Origin of the sequence: Streptococcus sp. 1621 (assembly GCF_013276615.1) — a bacterium.
Taxonomy (GTDB): Bacteria; Bacillota; Bacilli; order Lactobacillales; family Streptococcaceae; genus Streptococcus.
In genome coordinates, this window is record NZ_VMLJ01000013.1 from 120,044 (window position 1) to 140,986 (window position 20,943).

Consider the following 20,943-nt stretch of genomic DNA (forward strand, 5'->3'; position numbering starts at 1 on the left):
TTTATGGAGCCAAAAGAGAAACATTTTAGCCTATCTTGGTTTTTTAAGTGGTTTTTAGATAACAAGGCCATTACGGTATTTTTAGTAACCTTATTATTGGGACTCAATCTTTTTATTTTAAGTAAGATTAGTTTTCTATTTTCACCTGTTTTAGACTTTTTAGCAGTTGTGATGTTGCCAGTCATTCTGTCTGGTTTACTATACTATTTACTGAATCCTATTGTTGATTGGATGGAGAAGCATAAGGTTAATCGTGTTATAGCTATCACTATTGTCTTTGTCATCATCGCTCTCTTTATCATTTGGGGCTTGGCAGTCGCCATTCCAAATCTGCAACGTCAGGTTTTGACCTTTGCAAGAAACGTTCCTGTTTACTTAGAAGATATAGATAGGATTGTTAATGGATTGGTAGCCCAGCACCTGCCAGATGATTTCAGACCTCAGTTAGAGCAAGTTTTGACAAACTTCTCTAGTCAGGCTACAGTTTGGGCAAGTAAAGTTTCATCTCAGGCAGTCAACTGGGTGAGTGCCTTTATTAGCGGAGCTTCTCAAGTGATTGTTGCCTTGATTATCGTTCCTTTCATGCTCTTTTATCTCTTGCGTGATGGGAAAGGCCTGCGTAACTATTTGACCCAATTCATGCCAAGAAAATTGAAAGAACCTGTAGGACAAGTTTTATCAGATGTGAATCAACAGTTGTCCAACTATGTTCGGGGGCAAGTGACAGTGGCTATTATTGTAGCAGTAATGTTTATGATCTTCTTCAAGATTATTGGTCTACGCTATGCGGTTACGCTGGGTGTTACTGCTGGTATTTTAAATCTGGTTCCTTATCTTGGTAGCTTCCTAGCCATGCTTCCTGCCCTAGTATTGGGCTTGATTGCTGGTCCAGTCATGCTTTTAAAAGTAGTGATTGTCTTTATCGTGGAGCAAACTATTGAAGGCCGTTTTGTTTCGCCACTGATTTTGGGAAGCCAATTAAATATCCATCCCATTAATGTTCTCTTTGTTTTGTTAACTTCAGGATCTATGTTTGGTATCTGGGGAGTTTTACTTGGTATTCCGGTTTATGCCTCTGCTAAGGTTGTCATTTCAGCCATTTTCGAATGGTATAAGGTAGTCAGTGGTCTATATGAAGTAGAGGGCGAGGAAGTCAAAAGTGAACAATAGTCAACAGATGTTACAGGCTTTGGAAGAGCAAGATTTAGCCAAGGCTGAGCATTATTTCGCCGAAGCTTTAGAAAATGATTCAAGTGATCTTCTGTATGAGTTGGCAACTTATCTTGAAGGGATTGGTTTCTATCCTCAGGCCAAGGAAATTTACCTGAAAATTGTAGAGGATTTTCCAGAGGTTCATCTTAATCTAGCTGCAATTGCTAGCGAGGATGGTCAAATCGAAGAAGCCTTCTCTTACCTTGAGGAAATCCAAGTTGACAGTGACTGGTATGTCTCGTCTTTGGCTCTGAAGGCAGACCTTTACCAGATGGAAGGTTTGACAGATGTGGCGCGTGAGAAATTATTGGAGGCCTTGACTTACTCAGAAGATCCTCTCTTGATATTGGGCTTAGCAGAGTTGGATAGTGAGTTGGAAAATTACCAAGAGGCCATTCAAGGCTATGCCCAGTTAGATAATCGCTCGATTTATGAGCAAACAGGCATTTCTACCTATCAACGGATTGGCTTTGCCTATGCCCAGTTAGGGAAATTTGAAACGGCCACAGAGTTTTTAGAAAAAGCTCTGGAGTTAGAATACGATGACCTAACAGCTTTTGAGTTGGCTAGTCTTTACTTTGATCGAGAAGAATACCAAAAGGCCGTCCTCTACTTTAAGCAGCTTGATACCATTTCTCCTGACTTTGAAGGCTATGAATATGGTTATAGCCAGGCCTTACATAAGGAACATCAAGTTCAAGAAGCCCTGCGTATCGCTAAGCAAGGCTTAGAGAAAAATCCCTTTGAAATTCGCCTCTTGCTAGCTGCTTCGCAATTCTCTTATGAATTGCATGATGCTAGTGGTGCAGAAAATTATCTTCTTGCTGCAAAAGAAGACGCTGAGGATACAGAAGAAATCTTGCTTCGTTTAGCCACTATTTATCTGGAGCAGGAGCGTTATGAGGATATTATAGACTTGCAAAGTGAGGAGCTAGAAAATCTCTTGACCAAATGGATGATTGCTCGTTCCTATCAAGAAATGGACGATTTGGATACTGCCTATGAGCATTACCAAGAGTTAGTAGGAGATTTGAAGGACAATCCAGAGTTTCTGGAACACTATATCTATCTCTTGCGTGAATTAGGCTATTTTGAAGAAGCCAAAGTCCATGCTCACGCTTACTTAAAACTGGTTCCAGATGATGTGCAAATGCAAGAACTGTTTGAGAGATTGTAAGAATATTTAAACATATAGAACTGTAGTTTATCTCTTTTGATAGCTACGGTTTTTATTTGTATATGATAGAATTTTTTTGCAAAAATGGTTGGTTATTTTGTTTATTCATGCTATAATAGGAACAATTACTTTTAGGAGGTGCAGTATGTCTTATTTATTTGAGATATTACCGAGTTTACTGAATGGTGCGAGCACGACTGTACAGGTCTTTGCACTGGTCTTGCTATTTTCGATTCCTTTGGGCGTTTTGATTGCCTTTGCCTTGCAAGTCCATTGGAAGCCCCTCCATTATCTGATTAACATTTACATCTGGGTTATGCGTGGCACCCCCTTGCTCTTGCAATTGATTTTTATTTATTATGTGCTCCCAAGTATTGGGATTCGTTTAGATCGCCTTCCTGCTGCCATTATTGCCTTTGTTCTCAACTATGCAGCTTACTTTGCAGAAATTTTCCGTGGGGGAATTGACACTATTCCAAGAGGACAGTATGAGGCAGCCAAAGTCTTGAAGTTTAGTCCCTTTGCCACAGTGCGCTATATTATCTTGCCCCAAGTGACCAAGATCGTTCTTCCTAGTGTCTTTAATGAAGTTATGAGTTTGGTCAAGGATACTTCTTTGGTCTATGCTCTTGGAATTTCAGACCTTATCTTGGCTAGTCGAACAGCTGCCAACCGTGACGCCAGTCTGGTTCCCATGTTCTTGGCAGGAGCCATTTACTTGATTTTGATTGGGATTGTGACAATTATTTCCAAAAAAGTTGAGAAGAAGTACAGTTATTATAGATAGGAGGCTGCCATGTTAGAATTACGAAATATCAATAAGAAATTTGGAGACAAACAAATCCTGTCTAATTTCAGTCTAAGTATTCCTGAAAAGCAAATCCTGGCTATCGTTGGACCTTCTGGTGGAGGTAAGACGACCCTCTTACGTATGCTTGCGGGTCTTGAAACCATTGATTCAGGGCAAATCTTTTATAATGGACAACCTTTAGAGCTGGATGAATTGCAGAAGAGAAACCTACTGGGATTTGTCTTCCAAGATTTTCAACTGTTCCCTCATTTATCAGTTCTGGACAATTTGACTTTATCGCCTGTGAAGACCATGGGGATGAAGCAGGAAGAAGCTGAGAAGAAGGCGAGTGGACTCTTGGAACAGTTAGGACTGGCAGGGCATGCAGACGCTTATCCATTTTCATTATCTGGTGGGCAAAAGCAGCGGGTGGCTTTGGCGCGTGCTATGATGATTGACCCAGAAATCATTGGCTACGATGAACCAACTTCTGCTCTGGATCCAGAATTGCGCTTGGAAGTAGAAAAACTGATCTTGCAAAATAGGGAACTTGGGATGACCCAGATTGTGGTAACCCATGATTTGCAGTTTGCGGAAAATATCGCAGATCAGATTCTTAAGGTTGAGCCTAAGTAGGAGGTGTAGATGACTAATAAGAAAGTTGTTTTAGTATTGGTTTCTCTCCTGACTCTCTTTTTAACAGCTTGTACTCAGAAGGCGAGCGATCCAAAGCAAGATAACTGGAATAAGTATCAAGAGCAAGGCAGTATAACCATTGGTTTTGACAATACCTTTGTACCCATGGGTTTTGAAGAAAAGAATGGCCAATATACGGGCTTTGATATTGACTTAGCACAAGCAGTTTCTGAAAAATTAGGTTTTAAGGTGGAATTTCAGCCAATTGACTGGGATATGAAGGAGACGGAACTGCAAAATGGAACTATAGATGCCATCTGGAATGGCTATTCTGCCACTGATGAACGCCGAGAGAAGGTTGCCTTTAGCATTCCATATATGGAAAATCAGCAAGTTCTGGTTGCGAAGAAAAGCCAGAAAATTCATTCAGTAGAGGATATGAAGGATAAGATTTTGGGAGCCCAAGCCGGTTCCTCTGGTTATTTAGAGTTTGAAGCCCAGCCAGATTTACTGAAAAATCGTGTCAAAGACCAGAAGGCTAATCAGTACCAGAGTTTTAATGAGGCCTTGATTGATTTGAAAAATGACCGGATTGATGCTCTGTTAATTGACCGAGTGTATGCTAATTACTATCTCCAGTCTGAAGGTATATTAAATGACTACAATGTCTTTTCAGCAGGATTTGAAAGTGAATCTTTTGCAGTCGGAGTTAGACCAGCAGACAAGAGATTGCTGCAAGCTTTAAATCAAGCCTTTGTTCAACTTTACCAAGAAGGCAAGTTCCAAGAAATCAGCCAAAAATGGTTTGGAGAAGATGTAGCAACCAAAGAAGTAAAAGAAGGACAGTAAGATAAAATAGTGGCTGAGACTGCGTTTTGATTAGCAAAACGCAGTTTTTTGTAATCTAGGAAAACGATAATAGCGATTGAATTTGCATAATTGAATATGGAATAGCCCATTGTGATTTCTAAACCATTGTTAAAAATTGATTTGACTTACAAAATTAAAATGTTCTGTAATGAAATGCTGATGCAACTGTTTTAGGAACAACAAAACGCATAATATCAAGGTTTTCTGGCACCTTATATTATGCGTTTTTGTGATTTTAAGACTTGTTAGCTGATTTTTTACAATCCTGCGAAATCTTTGATTTCTTGTGCTGACATTGAAGAGTCGCAACGGACGTTGATTTGTCCATCTGCAACGTGAACAAAGCCTGGTACAGTTGGGATTCCATAGCGTGAGCGGAATGCTTGTAACTCATTGAGTTGGCTTGGTTCTTCACTGTTGATGAAGTAGATGTGAGCTTTGGTTTCAGCTACGACACCTGACAATGTACCTGCAAATTTACGGCAGTAAGGGCAAGTTTTGCGACCGATAAAGAAGGTTGCAGTTTCTTTTTTATCAAGAGCTTCTTGCGCACGCGCTACTGTAGTGATTTCAAGGTCTTTGATGTTATCTAAAAATTGTTCCATGAGATTACCTCGCTTTCATTGATAAGTCTAGTATGCCATAAAGTTTCTAAAATTGCTTAGATTTGATACGAAAAAAGATGAGGTTGGTTGGTCTCATCTTTTATAGGTCTTTATTTTACAAATGCATTGATTTCTGCTTCGATGTTAGCAATCTTAGCTTGTGATTCTTCGTTGGTTTCCCCTACAACTGCAATGTAGAACTTGATTTTTGGTTCTGTACCTGAAGGGCGAACGGCAATCCATGAACCGTCAGCAAGTGTGTATTTCAATACATCACTTGGAGGAGTTGTTAAGTTTGTAACAGTACCGTCAGCAGCAGTAGCTGTTTGAGCTTTGAAGTCTTCTACGATAGTGATAGCTGTTGCGTTCCATTCTTTTGGAGCATTGTTACGGAATTTAGCCATAATCGCTTTGATTTGTTCTGCACCATCGACACCTGAAAGGGTAACAGAGATTGTCTTTTCTGCGTAGTAGCCGTACTCTTTGTAGATTTCTTCGATACCGTCAGCAAGGGTCAAACCACGTGAACGGTAGTAGGCAGCAAGTTCAGCAACGACAAGAACAGCTTGGATAGCATCTTTATCACGTACGAATGGTTTAATCAAGTAACCGAAGCTTTCTTCAAATCCCATCATGTAAGTGTGGTTGTGTTTTTCTTCGAATTCTTGGATTTTTTCAGCGATGAATTTGAAACCAGTCAGAACGTTGAACATGGTTGCGCCGTAGCTTTCAGCAATCTTCGTTACCAAGTCAGTTGATACGATAGATTTACATAGGGCTGCATTTTCAGGAAGAGTTCCAGCGTTTTTGTGGGCTTCCAAGATGTATTTAGCCATGATAGCACCGATTTGGTTACCTGAAAGGTTGAGGTAGCTACCATCTTTTTGAAGAACTTCCACACCAACACGGTCAGCGTCAGGGTCAGTTGCCACAAGAACGTCTGCACCAACTTGACGACCAAGTTCTTCAGCAAGGGCAAAGGCTGCTTGGCTTTCAGGGTTTGGAGATTTTACAGTTGAGAAGTCTGGGTCAGCAGTTGCTTGCGCTTCAACGACTTGAACAGAGTCAAATCCTGCTTGGGCAAGAGCACGACGAGCCAACATTTCCCCAGTACCATGAAGTGGTGTGTAGACAATTTTCATGTCTTTACCAAATTCTTCAATCAAGGCTGGGTTGATGTTTACGTCCTTAACTTCTTTAAGGTATTCTACGTCAACAGCTTCGCCGATGACTTCAATCAAGCCAGAAGCTTTTTCGGCTTCCACATCAGCAACTTCTACCGCAAATGGGTTTTCGATTGCGCGGATATAAGTAGTCAAAGCGTCTGCGTCGTGTGGAGGCATTTGTCCACCGTCTTCACCGTAAACCTTGTAACCGTTAAATGGTGCAGGGTTGTGGCTGGCTGTGACCATGATACCTGCGAAACAGTTGAGGTGACGAACCGCAAATGATAGTTCTGGAGTTGGACGAAGGCTTTCAAATACGTAAGATTTGATGCCGTGTTTAGCAAGAACTGCCGCAGATTCAAAGGCAAACTCTGGTGAGAAGTGACGGCTATCGTAGGCGATTGCGACACCGCGTTCTTTTTCGTTTCCACCTTTTGACTCAATCAAACGAGCCAATCCCTCAGTAGCTTGGCGAACAACGTAGATGTTGATACGGTTTGTACCAGCACCAATCAAGCCACGCATCCCTGCAGTACCAAATTCAAGATTTGTATAGAAGGCATCTTCCTTAGTTTTTTCGTCCATATTTTCTAAATCTTGACAAAGGTAGTCAGGAAGCTCCGCAAAATCAACCCATTTCTGGTAATTTTCTTGGTAAGACATTAACATTCTCCTTTATTTTTAAAACATTTAATCAGTTTGATTATATCATTTTTTTTAGTTTTAGTAAAACCTTATCTGCTTCTAAAATCTCTTCAAACCAGATCAGATTGAATTTTGGGTTTATATGATGTTGAGGCTAGAAAAAATTGAATTTCAGTAAAAAAAGTAAGTCTTCTCATAATAAAACATTGATACCAAACGTTTTATTATGAGAAGACTTTTACCCAGCCTCTTTATACACAACCTCAAAACAGTGTTTGGAGTAATCTGTGACTAGATGTTTAGTTCTAAGAATACCAGCTTGACCAGATGGTTTTCTTGACCGTTATTGGTGATAATCTTCCAGCAAGGATTCAAACTCAGATACTGACATACCCAGCTGATGGCTGGCTACCTCAGAAGTCAGAAGACTTTGGCGAACTAGATTTGCTAACATAACAAAACCACCTTCCGCCCTAGCTGTTTCCAAGGCATAGTCCTGTGCTAACAAGGCTTGTTCTTCGCGCATACGTAGTTGACTAAACATTTTCCTGTCCTCCTCGGACCAGCTTTTATAGTCCAGCAGTTGGTCTGCTTGGCTGATGGCTCGCTCGGGTTCTTGGGTAAAGGGTTTGTTACCAAAAAACTCCAACCATGGCTTGCGAACCTCGTCTTTGCTGGTTTCTCTGTATTTTTTTAGTTCTAAGAACGCCATCTTAACCAAATGGTTTTCTTGTCCGTTATTGGTGATGGTTAAAACTTCACCTGTCGTATCCTCTCGCATACTAAAGCTATGAAAAGCTAGGTCATCTGAAAAGTAATTGCTGTCCACGATTGCGATAGCGTATACTGGTGCGATGTGTTTATAGCTCTGGTGTGTGTCACCTTCACGCTGGCGAATTTTTTCAAGATTTTGATTGACCTGACTGCACAGGTAAGCCCACAGGCGATTGATGAAAAAATTCTGATGATGGACTTGAATCTCAATGATAACTTGAGTGCCATTGTCTAGTTCAGCTAAAACGTCTATACTGGTATAGAAATCCTGCGCCGAGTAGGGCATGGAAGGCAAGACGTGAATATTGCTCCCCTCCAAAATGGTTACATTTTTGGTTGGCAAGTCCAGCATATCGCGAATAAATTGACAAGTGATTTCTGGATTGCTAAAGATTTTCTTAGCAACCAAATCGTTAGTTGGGCTGATGCCCGGATGACGTACAGTCATATTTCTTCTCCTTTCATTATAGCACATTTTTTAATCTAATTTACTAGATTCGATGCTTCTATCTATTTATTCGGAAAAGAAAGGGAAAAGTTCAAACTTTCCTGAAAATAGCAATACATTAAGTAAAAAAAGATAGCCAAACTCTTTACATCAAGAAATTTAGCTATCCTTTTTAGTTGTTTTTGTATCGTGTAATATTTACAGATTTCTCACTTATGTTCTTTCAACAGTGCCTCAAACTCAGCCACAGTCATACCCAGCTGTTGGCTGGCAAATTCAGTGCTTAATACATGTTGGCGAACTAGATTTGCTAACATTGCGAAACCGCCTTCAGCTCGCCCACGCTCTAGTCCCCGTTCTAAGCCTTTTTCTTCAGCTTGTTCCAAGGCATAGTCGTGTGCTAACAAGGCTTGTTCTTCTCGCATACGTAGTTGACTAAACATTTTCCTGTCCTCCTCGGACCAGCTCTTGTAGTCCAGCAGTTGGTCTGCTTGGCTGATGGCTCGCTCGGGTTCTTGGGTAAAGGGTTTGTTTCCGAAAAACTCCAACCATGGTTTACGAACCTCGTCTTTGCTGGTTTCTCTGTATTTTTTTAATTCCAAGAAAGCCATCTTAACCAGATGGTTTTCTTGTTCGTTATTGGTAATGGTTAAAACTTCACCTGTCGTATCCTCTCGCATGCTAAAGCTATGGAAAGCCAGGTCATCTGAGAAGTAATTGCTATCCACAATAGCGATAGCGTATACTGGTGCGATGTGTTTGTAACTCTGGTGTGTATCACCTTCTCGTTGGCGAATTTTTTCTAGATTTTGATTGACCTGACTGCAAAGGTAAGCCCATAGGCGATTGATGAAAAAATTCTGATGATGAACTTGAATCTCAATGATAACTTGCGTTCCATTATCCAACTCCGCCAAGACATCTATGCTAGTATAGAAATCTTGGGCTGAATAAGGCAGAGAAGGTAGTACATGAATATTGCTTCCCTCTAAAATAGTTACATTTTTTGCTGGCAAGTCCAGCATATCGCGAATAAATTGACAAGTGATTTCTGGGTTGCTAAAAATCTTCTTAGCAACCAAGTCATTAGTTGGGCTAATGCCCGGATGTCTGAGAATCATCCTTTCTCTCCTTTCATTATAGCACATTTTTTAATCTAATTTACTAGATTTGATGCTTATATCTATTTATTCGGAAAAGAGAGTGAAAAGTTCAAACTTTCCTGAAAATAACAATATCTTAGATAAAAAAAGATAGCCAAACTCTTTACATCAAGAAATTTAGCTATCCTTTTTAGTTGTTTTTGTATCGTGTAATATTTACAGATTTCTCACTTATGTTCTTTCAACAGTGCCTCAAACTCAGCCACAGTCATTCCCAATTGCTGGCTGGCAACCTCGGAAGTCAGAATACCTTGACGTACTAGATTTACTAAACCTACTTTTAATCCCTCTTCAATGCCTTCTGCTCGCCCACGCTCTAAACCTTGTTCAATCCCCTCTGCACGACCTCTCTCTAAACCTTTTTCCTCAGCTTGTTCCAAGGCATAGTCCTGTGCTAACAAGGCTTGTTCTTCTCGCATACGTAGTTGACTAAACATTTTCCTGTCCTCCTCGGACCAGCTCTTATAGTCCAGCAGTTGGTCTGCTTGGCTGATGGCTCGCTCGGGGTGTTGGGTAAAGGGCTTGTTCCCGAAAAACTCCAACCACGGCTTGCGAACCTCGTCTTTGCTGGTTTCTCTATATTTTTTTAGTTCTAAGAATGCCATCTTGACTAGATGGTTTTCCTGACCGTTATTTGTGATGGTTAAGATCTCACCTGTCGTATCCTCTCGCATGCTAAAACTGTGAAAAGCCAAGTCATCTTGGAAATAATTACTATCTACAATAGCGATTGCGTAAACAGGTGCGATGTGTTTGTAACTTTGATGAGTATTGCCTTCTTGTTGGCGAATTTTTTCAAGATTTTGATTAACCTGACTGCACAAGTAAGCCCACAGGCGATTGATGAAAAAATTCTGATGATGTACCTGAATCTCAATGATAACCTGTGTCCCATTATCTAGTTCAGCCAAAACATCTATACTGGTATAGAAATCCTGCGCCGAGTAGGGTAAAGAAGGCAAGACATGAATATTACTTCCCTCCAAAATGGTCACATTTTTAGCTGGCAAGTCCAGCATATCGCGAATAAATTGACAAGTGATTTCTGGGTTGCTAAAAATCTTCTTAGCAACCAAGTCATTAGTTGGGCTGATGCCTGGATGTCTGAGAATCATTCTTTCTCTCCTTTCATTATAGCACATTTTTTAATCTAGGCTCACTAGATTCGATGCTTCTATCTATTTATTCGGAAAAAGTAGAAAAAGAGTAGAAAAAATGTCAAATTGTCTCATTTTTAAAGAAATAAGTGTAAAAGTTAATGGAAATCCAAAAGCAAGCTGGAAAGGTCTCAAAGCGCAGTGCTAAGCTTGCTGATAGGAGGAAGTAAGTCCATAAGATGCACACGACAAGGCAAGGATGATGAGGCTTCATCTTTGGTGTTGGCTTACTGATGAGGGTCTCCTAACCTAGCCTTGGTCTCAGTAAAAAGAGTCGTCTATCTCCTAGTTTTCCATTCAAAAAATTTGAAGTTTCAAGCCGACTGGTGTATAATATATTCATGAATTGTATTCTATTATATAGGAAGTAATAGGGCACAATATATATATATATATGGAGTGTAAGAATGAATCATCCAGAAAAACAATTAAAATACAGTATTCGGAAAGTGAGTGTCGGTGCAGCTAGTGTTGTCATTGGGGCGCTCTATCTTTTGATGGGAGCTGGGATTGCTCATGCTGAGGGCGTGGAGTCAGCGAGGGAAGCTGAGAGGACAGCAAACCCGACAGATCCAGAACAGTCTGGAAATGGAGAGACAGGAAACAAGCCTGACCTCAGCAATACTGATGCAGCAGCAAATACCTACAATGCTCCCGTAGCTGAAAATCCGCTAGTAGCTCCAGAAAGTACGAAACCTCGTACTCGTGGTAAAAGAGCTCTACCTGATGGGGACGCAAGTAATCCATCGAATGGAGCTACAGGAACTGAATCAGGAGAGAACCAGCCAACAGGTGAAAAATCACCTGTACTGGATGCCAATCGTAAGGGTGAGACAGTAAAAGACGATCAGCCTGGGGTACATGTGCCTAAAGCTGGAGAAGAGGGTTCGGACGATAAGAATGCCAACTTAACATTTGATACTCCTGATGAGAATGCTACAGTTGAGTACATGTACAAAATCATCCAAAATATGCCGGATGACTTCCAAAACAACGAGCGTTCATACTTGCGTAATATGAACACCCTTGGTGATGCTCTTAGATTTGATGAAAACGGTAATGTTACTAAGGATGAAAGCGGCAGACAACTACAAGATGGTGAAATTCGTGAAATTAACGAGTTCGGTGGTTGGAAAGCTATAAACGGTGGAACGTTCGCCATCGGTAAGAAAAATGCTCAAGGGTATTTCACTGGTTGGTACTATAAAAAGGGTTCAACCACAGAAAAAGAGCAAGGTGGAATGCTGGGTTCTGACGCCCTGGACCGAGTCTACCTTCACGAGCAAGCCCTAGATCGTCGTTTTAATTACATGTTAATGCTTGCCAAAGGACGTACTATCGCCAATAAAGATGATAAAGCACAAGATAACTCTCCGTTTGATATAAAGACAGCAAATAACAAGGCTAATAAAGAGAAGCTTAATAATTCACCTGTAAAAGAGAAGGAAGATATTCTCCAACATTCTCCAAATATTGAGGGATTCAATGGAATAGAAAAAACTTTCAAAGCCTTTTCGACAGAATATGGAAGTCGTTTGAAAATCGACTTTGTAACTGGGTATATCTCAGACTATGAAGGGTCAAAAGGGACTTATCGTATCGTTGTTAAAGCTATTAAAAAGGATAAGGATAATCCTTCAAAAGAAGTGGAAGAGACCATCTATGACCACACTATCAACCGAATTGACGGAGTAGTAGAGAACGAAGAACGTTACAGTCAAGGTGTAGATTTAAGTGAGTTTAATAAAGAAATTAAAAGATTATTAAAAGATGAATACATTAAAAAAGTCAATGCTCTTGCAAATGATAAATATAAGGAAAAATATGGAGCAGCTAAAAAAGATAAAGAAAAATTTGCCGCTTTGAAAGAGGAAGCTGAAAAAGAACTTGCCAAAAAGGGAGAGGTTACATTTGAGTTACCTATAGATAAGGATGAATTGCATGATGTAGAAAAAAATGGGAAATCATCTAATAAATTTAAAGAAGGAAGTGTTTTTACAGCTGGATATGCAACTGTAGCCAATAAGCTTAATAATATTCTTAGCAAAAAATTGGATACAGAGGTGCGAAAAAACTCCCCAATATGGTTGGTTAGCAGTGAAACAAATTTAGACGGAACAGTAAAAGCTAAAGACTCAGATCGTGTTTATAAAATATTAGATTTTGTATTGCCGACTGCGAAAAAAATTATCTATCATGCAGATACAGATCAATTAGAACTCCAAACAGATCCAGAAAAAGTGAAGACTCATCGTGCGGAGTTAAAAAAGAGACTAGAGGCAAAAGTAGCTCTTTTAGAGACTACTACGAAAGAGGATGATAAAACTAAACTTAAGAAAGAAATCTCAGCCTTAAAATCAGCCATTGGATCCACAAACTCATACACTTACGTAGAAGCAAGAAACGGTAGTAAAGAAGCGAAAATCCTTGGCTCAAAAATGGAAGCGACTGAACAACCTAGTGCAAGTGAACTAGCAGCAGATAAGTACAATAGAATAAAGACGAATGAACTTGCTGCGAAGGAAGAAGACGGTCTTTCAAAATTCACTGCCTACTTTGTCGAAAAATACAAAGTTAAGCGTTCAAACGTACTAACTGATGCTGAATTATCCAAAAAAATTACTGAGGAAATTGGTGGAGATGAGAATAAACTAGGTAAAGGGGGTTATTTCTCAACGGGAGATATTCCATTGGACAAAGATGTTGTAGCCTACAAGATACAGGTGTTTGCTGAAAACGAAAAACGTGTTGGTGTTAATAAGCAAAGTCCAAGACTTCAATATAACTTACCTATCCTAGCCGATTTCTCAGTTATTCAAGATACGGTAGAACCGTCAAAAGAAGTAGCCAAACGGATTATTGATAAACAGATAAAAGAAAATAAAATCCCGAAAGAAGAAGGGGAAAAACTCAAAGGAAAAATCGATGAAAGTAAGAAAACATCGGAAGTTAGAAAAGCTATCTCTGGTAATGTAAAGGTCAAGTATGTCGATGAACAGGGACAAGATATACCACTATCTGAAGAAGACGCTAAAAAAGTTGGAGAAAAATCTGATAATGGTACCTACCTTGTAGAAAAAGAAGCCCTTATTGGGTCAAGCTACGATGTAACAAGTAAGAAATTACGAGGGATTAACGCAGGTGAGAAAAAATACCGCCTAAAACGCTCTCTTGATAATACTGATGGCTTATATACAAATTCAGCAGCTGTCAAAGGTGAAGTAACTTCAGCTGATAAGGTTGTAAAATTTGTCTATGAAGAAGGGGAGCCAGCCAAAGCAAAAGCAGTTGTTTATGTGATGAAACAATCTGCTGATAATAGCGTGACAGAATTACCAGAACATAAGATCAACCTCGAAACAGAAGTAGGTGAAGAATTCCCATCAACAGAGGTTAATGATAAAGTTTCTGCCTTGAAAAAAGCAGGTTATGAGATTGTCAGCAATACCTTTACAGACGGAACACCTGAATCAAGAAAAGGTGATGATCAAGAAGACGTAGACGGACAAGAGCCAACGCAGTCTTATACGATTACAGTACAAGAGCGAACAAAAGAAGTAACAGAACCGCCAACTCCAGACACACCGATTGACCCTGATATTCCAGATGGGCCAAAATGGCCAGAAGAAGGACTAAAAGAGTCAGATCTTACAAAAGAAGTAACACGTACCATTACGTACCTTAAGAAAGAAAGTCCAGATGGAGCTGAGGAGCCAAGTGGAATAGCAAGTAAGATAGATAAGGTTCTATTCAAACGGACTGCTACCTATAACCTAGTTACAAAAGAAGTTACCTATAGCGACTGGAAAGAAACGAAAGATACTAGCCACACGTTAACGAATTTCCCAGAAGTCAAGACGCCATTATTAAAAGGCTACCTAGCAGATACGAAAGTGGTGACAGAGGAAACAGCAACAAAACCTACTGAGGCAGGGGCAGTCACGGATATTACAAGAACAGTTGTATATACTAAAATCGGGTCTTGGGTTCCAAAAGTTCCGGATAAAGAGGTACCGACACCGATTCCATATCCGAATGACCCAGATGATCCAACAAAACCTAAATATCCAGATTATCCAAAAACACCTGAGACTCCAGGAGAGACACCAAATCCTCAGCCGGGAGATCCAGGGACACCTGAAACTCCAGCAACACCACCAGTCATTCCATATGTACCAGGCTACACACCAAAAGTACCGACGGATCCAACACAACCAGAAAATCCAGATACCAATCCTTTAAAACCATTAGAACCATTGGATCCAAATGATCCTAAAAAGGGATACAAGGTGCCAGAAATACCTAGTGATCCTAAGAAGAATAAAGAGATAGAGTATGTGCCAAATCCACAAAAAATCCTGATAAAAGTTGTCAATATCACGACAGGGAAAGAAGTGGAAATGCCAAAAGAAAAGCTGGAATTCAGTGGTGTATCCGACCAATTAGTTGGGGATGAGAATAAAACTAAAGTTGATGACAAGATAAAAGCCTTGAGACAACGTGGTTATACTGTGGAGAGCACCAATCCTATCACGACAACTACCAAGTACGATAGAGTAGATGATGCCACTACGGGAGAACCATCTCAGACTTATAAAATAGTTGTTAAAGAACCGATCAGCATAGACATTGACAGTAAAACTGTAACACGTACGATTACATACGTGAAAAAAGACCTTGTAGATGGTGTAGAAGTTCCATCTGAAGCACATGCAACAGTTATAGATACAGCAACATTTAACCGTGAAGTCAAGTTCAACCTTGTTACAGGGGAAACAACCTATGGTAAATGGAGTGAAGCACAAACCTTAAACAAAGTCGCATCGCCAGTCCTATCAGGCTATATAGCAGATAGAGCGGAAGTTGGAGAACGTGAATTAACAGCTACAACTGAAGATATTCAAGAAGAAGTGGTTTATACTAAGATTGGGACTTGGGTACCAAATTTCCCATCAGGAGAAACTCCAATTGACCCAATCCCTTATCCAAACCATCCAACAGATCCAACCAAACCGGATGATCCGACACCAGGAGTGATTCCATATGTGCCAGGATATACACCAAAAATTGGGGAAACACCGTTGGAACCAAAAGTACCAGGAGATCCAAATCAAGGCTATACACCGCCAAAACCAAGCAATCCTAAGTCTAACACAGCTGTCATCTATGAACCAGATTCGCAAAAAGCGTTGGTCAAAGTCGTCAATACGACAACTGGAGTGGAAGTGCGCTTACCAGCAGAAGATGTCAATCTTGAAGGTAAAACTGCAGAAAAGATTTCAACAGAGAAAGTGCTTGCCAAGATTGCGGACTTGGAAAAACGTGGCTTTGTTGTGGATAATAAGGATGAGGTAATCGCTGAGATTACCAAGTCAAGCTTTGATAAGCAAAAAGACGAAGAAGGGAAAGACCCTTCCCAAGTATTCACGCTAAAAATTCATGAAAAAGTGGTAGAAGTAACAGAACCACCAACTCCAAATACACCAATTGATCCAGAAAATCCAAACGGACCAAAATGGACAGAAGAGTTAGTGAACCAATTGTCACTTAAGAAAGATGTTACACGTACCATTACTTATGTTAAGAAAGACACTCCAAATGGAGAAGAAATTCCAAACGCTAAACCAACTGTAACTCAAACAGCACACTTTAAACGTACTGTAAAAGTAAACGTAGCAACTAGAAAAGTTGTAGAGTATACAGACTGGACAAGTACGGATAAAAACTTAGCAGAAGTAACAACAGAAAAACTAGATGGATATGTAGCAGATAAGCTATCCGTAGCTAGTGTAACAGTTTCTGAAACTTCAAATAATTTAGTAGAAAAAGTTATTTATACCAAATTAGGCGCGTGGATTCCGAAAATACCAAAAGGTGTAGTGCCACCAGAAGGAACTGATACGAATCCAAAACCTTACCCTAACCACCCAACCGATCCAACCAAACCAGGTAATCCAACAGATCCAAATGTTCCGGTGATTCCGTATATCCCAGGATATACACCAAAAATTGGGGAAACACCGTTAGAACCAAAAGTACCAGGAGACCCAACAAAAGGCTATATTCCACCAAGAGTACCGACAGAACCTAATACAAATACGGAGATAAGCTATCTTGCTGATCCACAAAGAGCTGTCGTTAAAGTCGTAAACGTTAAAGAAGGAAAAGAAATACCATTACCAAACGATACGGTAGCTATTGGTAATGGATCAACAGATGCGGATATTCCGAAGGGTGACGTTAACAAGAAGATTACAGACTTGGAAAAACGTGGCTATGTCGTAGAAAACAAAGACTTATTAGATAATCAAAAATTTGATAATGTTAAGGATCCAGATGATGGAGACCCAACGCAAGTCTTTACACTGAAAGTTCATGAAAAAGTGGTGCCAGTAACACCGCCAACGCCAGATAAGCCAATCGAACCTGGAACACCAATTGATCCAACGACCCCAGTTGATCCAGACAAACCAAATGATCCAACCATCCCACGATGGACAGAGGACTTAGTGAAACAGTTGGATACGAAGAAGGAAGTGACACGTACAATTACGTATGTGGACGAAGAGGGAGCTAAGGTCACCTATACAGCTAATGGTCAAGAAACGACAGATGCAGTGACAGATAAAGTAACCTTTACTAGAACAGCGTCCATCAATGTCGTGACCAAAACCATTACTTATGGAGAATGGATGGCTGTAGATAATGACACTACATTTGCTGCGGTACTATCTCCGATGGTTAAAGGTTATGTCTTAAAGGCCAACCAAGATACACAAGGTGGTTTAGTAGAGGCAAACGGAGCAAGTGTAGTAGCAAGTGAACATCTAAGAGCAGACTCTGCAAATCAAGAACTTAAGGTAGTCTATACGAAATTAGGTTCGTGGATTCCGAAAGTCCCAGGTGTAGAAACACCAACGCCACTACCATATCCTAACCACCCAACTGATCCAACAAAACCAGGTGATCCAACAGATCCAAATACACCAAACGTCCCAGTAATTCCGTATGTACCAGGATACACACCTAAGACACCAAACGGAACTCCATACCAAGAGACTCCAATACCAGAGCCAACTCCTGAACCTGAAACTCCAGTGAGTCCAGACCCAGAAGTTCCGACTTATGAGACAGGTAAGAGAGAGGAGTTGCCAAACACAGGTACAGAGGCTAATGCTGGCTTAGCTGGGGCAGGATTGTTGACCTTGTTAGCAGGCTTGGGACTAGGATTCTTCAAGAAAAAAGAAGATGAATCCGAATAATATAGAAAACGTTGCTTCTTGCCAAAAGTTGGATGAGTTATCTGGCTTTTGGCTCGGAGTCAACAACCTAGAAACTAAAATAAAAGTAAAATTGAGGGAAATATGTCAAGACAATCAACTAAGAATAAAAAATATGCTCTACGCAAAATCGGAAAAGTTTTCGGTTCCTGTGTAGTGGCTACTGTCATTACCCTAGGTGGTGTTGCAATAATGGCACCTAATGTTACAGTTTATGCTTCAGAGACTGAATCGGACCCCGGAGAGAATAAAATTGAAGATTTCGCATCTAATGATGATGGGTATGAAGTTATTATTCCAAAAGGTAAGAAATACATTAGAAATGATGAAAGTGACAATCAGACACCAAAACTCATAGACCCAGGTTATAACGGGCGAAGTTTTATTTTACCTAAAGAGGGAGAGACAGGTTCACTTATGGATCCACCAATGTCAGAGTTGTTTACAAAATTGTACGATAAAGATGGAGATGGTAATATTGATGATGAATACAAAAATCCAGAACCTGTAGATAATAGCCATGCTGGGGAAACAATTGACGACAAAACTGTCCCATATAGAAGTGAAATAGATCCTAAATATCCTCATGTGGTTGACTCAGGGTTAACTGGTGATGGTCTAAACAAACCAGGTGTGTGGAAATACAATCCAGATGGAAAATATGAAGCTAGTGATGGGCGAATTGATGAGCAAGACACTATAGTTGTTGCTCGTAAACCTATTAAGGTTGATGAGAATGCTGATGAAAACGTAGTTAAGGAAGACGGCTCAGTAGTATTAACATCTGAATATAGAATCCATGTAAACAAAGGGGATCATATAGATAAAAAAGACGATGTTTACGAAGTCGGAACAAAACCAACAGTCACAATAAATGAGATTGATTTTAAAACGATTTATGAGCCAAATGATCAAGATGTTGCAGGAAATCAAACAATAAAAACTGCTGGTAAAAAAGGTACTTCTACAACGACAACTACCTATACAGTCAATCCAGAGACAGGTGTACGTACCGCAAATCCATCTACCACAGAGGAAACAGAAAAACCTGTTAATAAAGTTGTTTTAGTCGGAACAAAACCGAAAGTAGAAGAAAAAGAATTACCATTTACAACACGCTATGTAGAAGATAAAACCAAAGACAAAGATTATCGAGAAACAACTCAACAAGGTGTTAAGGGTAAGGAAACAAAAACAACTACTTATACGTTGGATACAACGAATGGTACAGTTACAGAAAACAATCCAACAACGGTTACAGAACAACCAAAAGAAGAAATTATTACAGTAGGAACAAAACCAAAAGTAGAGGAAAAAGAACTACCATTTACAACACGCTATGTAGAAGATAAAACCAAAGACAAGGATTATCGAGAAACAACCCAACAAGGTGTTAAGGGTAAGGAAACAAAAACAACTACTTATACGTTGGATACAACGAATGGTACAGTTACAGAAAACAATCCAACAACGGTTACAGAACAACCAAAAGAAGAAATTATAACAGTTGGAACAAAACCAAAAGTAGAAGAAAAAGAACTACCATTTACAAGACGCTATGTAGAAGATAATACTAAAGACAAGGATTATCGAGAAACAACCCAACAAGGTGTTAAGGGTAAGGAAACAAAAACAACTACTTATACGTTGGATACAACGAATGGTACAGTTACAGAAAACAATCCAACAACGGTTACAGAACAACCAAAAGAAGAAATTATAACAGTTGGAACAAAACCGAAAGTAGTAGAAACACCAGAGACTCCACAACCAGAACAACCAACCGCTCCTGAGGAAGCACCAGCTCAACCAGGTCAACCATCTGAGCCTGAAGACCAACCAAATCTTAAGGTAGCTCCGCCGACTATCGCTATTGTGGAAGAAGCGAATAAAGCAAGCATCGAAGTCAAAGCACCTAAGAAAGATGCGGATACAGTGAGAATTACGTATCCTAAGAGTGATGGCTCTGGTAATGAAGTTCTAACTCTTACCAAGCAACCTACTGGTGAATGGACTTTAGACAAACAACCTGAAAATGTTACATTAGACAAGAAAACAGGTACTGTAACCATTCCACGAGAATCAGTTGTCAATAAACAAAAAGTCCAAGCTCAAGCCAAGCATAAAACGAGTGCTTATACTCCGTTTGTATACGCTGCTTTATCAATCGAAGCAGCAAATCCAGAGCATCCAGTAACGCTGTGGGTAGATACAGCAGGTAAGGAGCTTAGGGAACCAGTAGATGGCAAACAACCTGCTGGCGAGATTGCAGGCTACAAGTGGCTATCAAGTCGCTTAGAAGAAGGTATTTTAACGCATACATTTGAGAAAGTAGCGAATGGAACTTCAAGTTCACCAGAAAGCTCAACTAGTCATCCAAGGACTCCATCAAGTTCGCCATCAACTTCAACGCCAGAAAAACCAAACAAAGCTGAAACTCCAGCGGTTCGTACAGTATGGCGCGATGAAAACGGAAAAGACTTGAAAGTGCCATCAGTTGATAAGCAAGAAGCAGGTGAAGTTCCAGGCTATGAATTTGTTGAGAGTCACCGTGAAGGAGATAACTTGATAGTTCATGTGTTTAGAACTAAGCAAGCTCAAACTCCTGCTCCAAAAGACCAAACTCCAAGTCCAGAACAAGCTGCAAGCCCAGCACCATCTAAAGTTTCAGAACAAAGAGGTGAAGCAGTGGCTACAGCTACATCAGAAAAGACAGTAGATAGTGCAACATCTACGAAAACATCTGATAAAGCAGAGTTGCCAAACACAGGTACAGAAGCTAATGCTAGCTTGGCTAGCGCTGGTATCATGACCTTGTTAGCTGGTCTAGGATTAGGATTCTTCAAGAAAAAAGAAGACTAAAAACTCATAGTTTTTAAGAAGATGATTCGTCATCTTCTTTTTTTGGCTCATTGTCAACTGTAGTGGGGTGGAGAAAAGCTAATACTCTTCGAAAATCTCTTCAAACCGCGTCAACGTCGCCTTGCCGTAGATATATGTAACTGACTTCGTCAGTCTTA

At 40.1% G+C, this 20,943-nt stretch carries 12 protein-coding genes; 7 read left to right on the forward strand and 5 right to left on the reverse strand.

What is annotated here, in order from left to right:
* Positions 1-3: 3 nt before the first annotated feature.
* From HT697_RS03720 to HT697_RS03740, 5 genes are all read left to right on the forward strand, one after another.
* Entirely contained in the window at positions 4-1,170 is a 1,167-nt protein-coding gene (locus HT697_RS03720) for an AI-2E family transporter (protein ID WP_173262175.1), read from the forward strand.
* On the forward strand, positions 1,160-2,389 hold the full coding sequence (locus tag HT697_RS03725; RefSeq protein WP_173262178.1) for a tetratricopeptide repeat protein: 1,230 nt from the start codon (positions 1,160-1,162) through the stop codon (positions 2,387-2,389). Before HT697_RS03720 ends, HT697_RS03725 begins: the two co-directional genes overlap by 11 nt.
* Positions 2,390-2,534: 145 nt before the next feature.
* Positions 2,535-3,176, forward strand: a complete 642-nt coding sequence (locus HT697_RS03730) for an amino acid ABC transporter permease (RefSeq protein ID WP_031222863.1) — start codon at positions 2,535-2,537, stop codon at positions 3,174-3,176.
* A 9-nt stretch (positions 3,177-3,185) separates the two neighbouring features.
* Positions 3,186-3,815 (forward strand): amino acid ABC transporter ATP-binding protein, encoded by a 630-nt coding sequence (locus tag HT697_RS03735; protein ID WP_173262181.1) that lies wholly within the window; start codon positions 3,186-3,188, stop codon positions 3,813-3,815.
* A 9-nt stretch (positions 3,816-3,824) separates the two neighbouring features.
* A complete protein-coding gene (locus tag HT697_RS03740; protein ID WP_112444231.1) occupies positions 3,825-4,664 on the forward strand; it encodes an amino acid ABC transporter substrate-binding protein in 840 nt (279 codons plus the stop codon).
* Between the two features lie 278 nt (positions 4,665-4,942).
* Here the strand turns inward: HT697_RS03740 and HT697_RS03745 are convergent, their stop codons facing one another.
* The 5 genes from HT697_RS03745 to HT697_RS03765 form a co-directional block, all read right to left on the reverse strand.
* Positions 4,943-5,290, reverse strand: coding sequence for a thioredoxin (locus tag HT697_RS03745; protein ID WP_173262184.1), 348 nt, complete (start codon positions 5,288-5,290; stop codon positions 4,943-4,945).
* A 110-nt stretch (positions 5,291-5,400) separates the two neighbouring features.
* The gene (locus HT697_RS03750; RefSeq protein WP_173262187.1) at positions 5,401-7,119 is read right to left on the reverse strand and encodes a phospho-sugar mutase; all 1,719 of its coding nucleotides are present in this window, start codon (positions 7,117-7,119) and stop codon (positions 5,401-5,403) included.
* 325 nt (positions 7,120-7,444) lie between these two features.
* Positions 7,445-8,323, reverse strand: coding sequence for an Rpn family recombination-promoting nuclease/putative transposase (locus tag HT697_RS03755; protein ID WP_173262190.1), 879 nt, complete (start codon positions 8,321-8,323; stop codon positions 7,445-7,447).
* A gap of 209 nt (positions 8,324-8,532) precedes the next feature.
* Positions 8,533-9,444: an Rpn family recombination-promoting nuclease/putative transposase gene (locus HT697_RS03760; protein ID WP_173262194.1), complete on the reverse strand. Its 912-nt coding sequence runs from the start codon at positions 9,442-9,444 to the stop codon at positions 8,533-8,535.
* 209 nt (positions 9,445-9,653) lie between these two features.
* Entirely contained in the window at positions 9,654-10,601 is a 948-nt protein-coding gene (locus tag HT697_RS03765; protein ID WP_173262197.1) for an Rpn family recombination-promoting nuclease/putative transposase, read from the reverse strand.
* 449 nt (positions 10,602-11,050) lie between these two features.
* On the opposite strand from HT697_RS03765, the gene HT697_RS10275 reads away from it, so the two are divergent.
* Both HT697_RS10275 and HT697_RS03800 read left to right on the forward strand, forming a co-directional pair.
* Positions 11,051-17,905 carry a YSIRK-type signal peptide-containing protein gene (locus HT697_RS10275; RefSeq protein ID WP_275689833.1) on the forward strand — a complete coding sequence of 2,285 codons (6,855 nt, stop codon included), beginning with the start codon at positions 11,051-11,053 and terminating at the stop codon, positions 17,903-17,905.
* 102 nt (positions 17,906-18,007) lie between these two features.
* Positions 18,008-20,785, forward strand: coding sequence for a G5 domain-containing protein (locus HT697_RS03800; RefSeq protein WP_173262200.1), 2,778 nt, complete (start codon positions 18,008-18,010; stop codon positions 20,783-20,785).
* Positions 20,786-20,943 lie beyond the last annotated feature (158 nt).

Coding starts and splice junctions, on each gene's coding strand:
- HT697_RS03720 (WP_173262175.1), top strand. CDS start 4: ATGGAGCCAAAAGAGAAACATTTTAGCCTATCTTGGTTTTTTAAGTGG.
- HT697_RS03730 (WP_031222863.1), top strand. CDS start 2,535: ATGTCTTATTTATTTGAGATATTACCGAGTTTACTGAATGGTGCGAGC.
- HT697_RS03735 (WP_173262181.1), top strand. CDS start 3,186: ATGTTAGAATTACGAAATATCAATAAGAAATTTGGAGACAAACAAATC.
- HT697_RS03740 (WP_112444231.1), top strand. CDS start 3,825: ATGACTAATAAGAAAGTTGTTTTAGTATTGGTTTCTCTCCTGACTCTC.
- HT697_RS03745 (WP_173262184.1), bottom strand. CDS start 5,290: ATGGAACAATTTTTAGATAACATCAAAGACCTTGAAATCACTACAGTA.
- HT697_RS03750 (WP_173262187.1), bottom strand. CDS start 7,119: ATGTCTTACCAAGAAAATTACCAGAAATGGGTTGATTTTGCGGAGCTT.
- HT697_RS03755 (WP_173262190.1), bottom strand. CDS start 8,323: ATGACTGTACGTCATCCGGGCATCAGCCCAACTAACGATTTGGTTGCT.
- HT697_RS03760 (WP_173262194.1), bottom strand. CDS start 9,444: ATGATTCTCAGACATCCGGGCATTAGCCCAACTAATGACTTGGTTGCT.
- HT697_RS03765 (WP_173262197.1), bottom strand. CDS start 10,601: ATGATTCTCAGACATCCAGGCATCAGCCCAACTAATGACTTGGTTGCT.
- HT697_RS10275 (WP_275689833.1), top strand. CDS start 11,051: ATGAATCATCCAGAAAAACAATTAAAATACAGTATTCGGAAAGTGAGT.
- HT697_RS03800 (WP_173262200.1), top strand. CDS start 18,008: ATGTCAAGACAATCAACTAAGAATAAAAAATATGCTCTACGCAAAATC.